At 65.8% G+C, this 3,051-nt stretch carries 2 protein-coding genes and 1 pseudogene; 1 reads left to right on the plus strand and 2 read right to left on the minus strand.

Features of this window, described 5'->3' with window-relative positions:
- Positions 1-588 precede the first annotated feature (588 nt).
- Both BJF81_RS11790 and BJF81_RS11795 read right to left on the minus strand, forming a co-directional pair.
- A complete protein-coding gene (locus BJF81_RS11790; protein ID WP_143780818.1) occupies positions 589-1,341 on the minus strand; it encodes a DUF3800 domain-containing protein in 753 nt (250 codons plus the stop codon).
- Between the two features lie 414 nt (positions 1,342-1,755).
- Positions 1,756-2,112, minus strand: a complete 357-nt coding sequence (locus BJF81_RS11795) for a hypothetical protein (RefSeq protein WP_143780819.1) — start codon at positions 2,110-2,112, stop codon at positions 1,756-1,758.
- A gap of 435 nt (positions 2,113-2,547) precedes the next feature.
- On the opposite strand from BJF81_RS11795, the pseudogene BJF81_RS11800 reads away from it, so the two are divergent.
- Positions 2,548-3,051 (plus strand): annotated as a pseudogene (locus BJF81_RS11800) (tyrosine-type recombinase/integrase); the annotation flags it as partial.

Here is a 3,051-nt window from a genome sequence, read left to right on the forward strand (position 1 = left end):
ACAGTTCCAGCGTCGCTCCCGCGGCCTCATCGGGCTTCAGCCCCCCTGCGGGCTGGCCTCACACCCGCAGACGCCCCCAGATCAGCGATTCCCTAGACCACGCACCTCGCCGGGGTTGGCCCGCCCTGAGGCTCCCGAGCCCGTCCATTCCTGGCCTGGGGGCGCTCCGTCGATCGCTCAATGGGCCATCGCGGGGGTGTTGCTACGTCGCCGAACCCGGCAACATAGGCGGGCGTGGCCCGGTCAGGGAAAGGCCTCTTGAACTCGCAAGCCGCCTCGATCGCGACGCCACGATTAGTTCAAGGGCCGACGGTGGCAACGAGCGGGCGACCAGGTGTTACGTCGTAACCAAGCTGGACGCTTGGACGTGGAAGCCAGGGACTGGCTGGATACACACCTACACTCTGTGGCCGGACGCCAGGCCGGTGTGAGGCCTGCCTCAGCGGCGACTCGGCGGACCGTCTGCGGCCCTTGGTATGCCGAGGGTCCGGTCCGGACACGAGAGAACGGCTCGACCTTAGAGGTCGAGCCGCTCTCGTGATCATGCACGGGCTATAGGCCAGAGGCCCACACCCGATGTGTGGGATGTTACGCGCTCGTGCTGGTCGACGTCAAGCTGGGTTGACGCTCTGTGGGCTCGGCGCCGTATATCGCTACCGAGTGCTCGGTGGTCCTCCAACCGCCCAAGCATGAGCCAGCCCCGAGGTGCTGCCTTACGTGCGCCGCCAGTGTCGCCTTAGGCGAAGTCGCCTTCGCTAGACCCGCGTTGATGCGGAACTCAAGCGCGATCGCGGAAGTCAGAAGGTCTGCTATCTGCAGGCCGTCTGCGGACCTAGAATCGAGGCGGCAGACCGAGACGACAGCTAAGCGGCGGAGCCTTCTATTCACGTTCGCCCTCAAGGCTTGCTCGAACAGCACCTCGTCGGGTGTCGAGTAGTTGTCCGCCAGGACGGTTATGAGCTCAGGCGGCTTGACGGTAGCCACCACCAATTGCTCGGCCAGCTTGGTGTACGCCTCCCAGTGTGAGCCGAACCGCTGGACTGGGTCTGCCTTCTGCCGATCCGCGACGAAGCAGAAGTAATTCGACGTCGTGGCGGTCATCGCTGTGTCTACGACCTCAAGGTACGACGACAACGAGTCACGTGTGATTGCGCTGAACTTGATCTCGTTGTACCAGTGTCGACGGTCGCGCCACTTCTGAACTGCTCGCAGCAAGGGTGCTGGTTCAGCAACTTTGAGGAGCCCCACTGCGAAGAATCGGTCATGCGCGATAGCGCCTGTCTCATCGAGAAAGGCGGTAGAGCACGGGTGATCCCGTGCGAGCTGTGGTCCGCGGGGCATGGGGCAATACTAGAGGGAAGGCCCCCTTACCGACCGTGAAACCTCAGCGACGGCCCTGCGCCACCCTGGCTCGACCGTCACGGCGAACGGGTTTGTGGCTCATTCCTCCCAACAACCTGCCACTGTCGGCAGAGCCAGAGCAGTGCCGGCCCGCCCCAACGACGAACCTCGGCGTCAAGGTCACCTGCGCCGGCTCGCCGAACACCTGTAGCGGGACACGAGGGCCGAACGAAACGCGCTGCACTGCCGAGACGAGCTGGGGTATCTACCAAGGCCTTATCCGCTCTCTCGTTCACGCGAGCCTGATCGGAAAAACCCCGTTCGTCCGGGGCTGCCACCGAAGTCGTGTCCGGGGCTGCCACCGAAGTCGCGGGGTGGCAGTGGGCGAACCCGCCTGCTTCGGACGGCATGCGGTCAGCCAGCATCACCCGAGCCCCGGTGTTCGCCCTGATTCAAGTGGTCGCGGTCGGCGGCATCGACCACTCCTCGGATGAGCCGATGAACCTCCCGTCCGGTTAGCGTCTCGTCACCGCACCATGCCAGCGCCTCTTGCGTCTTGAGTCCCCCCTCCACAATCAACGACCGCAGAGCGCGCCCTGCTTGCTGCTCGCACTCGGCTACCGCCGCGTCACGCTCGGCCAGTGCCGCGACCACCGCCGCGCCCCACCGGGACAGCCGCCACTCCTTCTCGGACTGCTCCTCGCGCACCTTCGCTCGAGCCTGCCGAGCCCGGAGCCGCGCCTCCTGCCTGCGCGCCTGCTTCTGCACCACGGACCTCCACATCGACTCGTTCCGCACTCTTTGCACACCTAAGCGGTCGACCCTGCCCCAGGGACTCACCGCCGCATTGACTAGCCCCTCCCCGACCCGCCCGTGCCCAGCACGCCTCGCGCAGACTCACCGCTCCTTAGCCGCGTCCGTTCCACGCAGGATCAGCGATCCTGAGGACGACCAAATCCGCCCCGCTCATGTCCCACACACCTCTTGCATTGCCGGACCAAGCGAGCATTATCGCGTCAGAAGTCACACCCACTGGGTGGTCTGCGGATTAGTAGGGACGCCGACGTCCCCACGCGAGTTCGTTGACCAGGGACGTCCTACTAGGTGTAACGTCAGGAGCAACAATATGGCTTCTGAGGCAACGACGGATCGGCGGTCCTGATGGTCGGCATACCCGGATCAGCGGGGCTCGTCCTGATCGCCGGCGTGGCTCATCTGAACGAGGAGAGCGCCGTCTTCGAGGCGATGCTGACCGGCTGGGGACGCCAGCAGGCCTCCCGGCTGCTGGGTGAGAAGACCATCGGCGACCGGGTCCGGGTGGTCCGTCGGTTCACCGAGTTCGCCGAGTCCTACCCGTGGGCGTGGGGCCCTGGGGACGTGGAGGACTTCACCGTCTCCCTGGCCAGCGGGGACGGTCGGCGGTCACCCTCGACGATCCGCGGGTACCACCTGGCGCTGCGGATGTTCTGCGACTACCTGACCGACGCCCGGTACGAGTGGCCCCGTCAGTGTCGCGACCGGTTCGGCTCTGTGCCCTCGCAGGTGTGCCACGAGTGGAACACGGTGGCGCACCTGAACGAGTACGAGGGCCGCCCGGCACGACGGCCGCTGACCTACGGAGAGCTGCAGGATCTCTTCGACCACCTGGACGCCCAGGTCGAACGGGCCGCGTCCTCGGGCCGCAAGGGAGCGTTGAGCGCGTTGCGCGAC

The organism is Ornithinimicrobium sp. CNJ-824, assembly GCF_001942405.1.
Classification (GTDB): domain Bacteria; phylum Actinomycetota; class Actinomycetes; order Actinomycetales; family Dermatophilaceae; genus Ornithinicoccus; species Ornithinicoccus kibberensis.

Coding starts and splice junctions, on each gene's coding strand:
- BJF81_RS11790 (WP_143780818.1), bottom strand. CDS start 1,341: ATGCCCCGCGGACCACAGCTCGCACGGGATCACCCGTGCTCTACCGCC.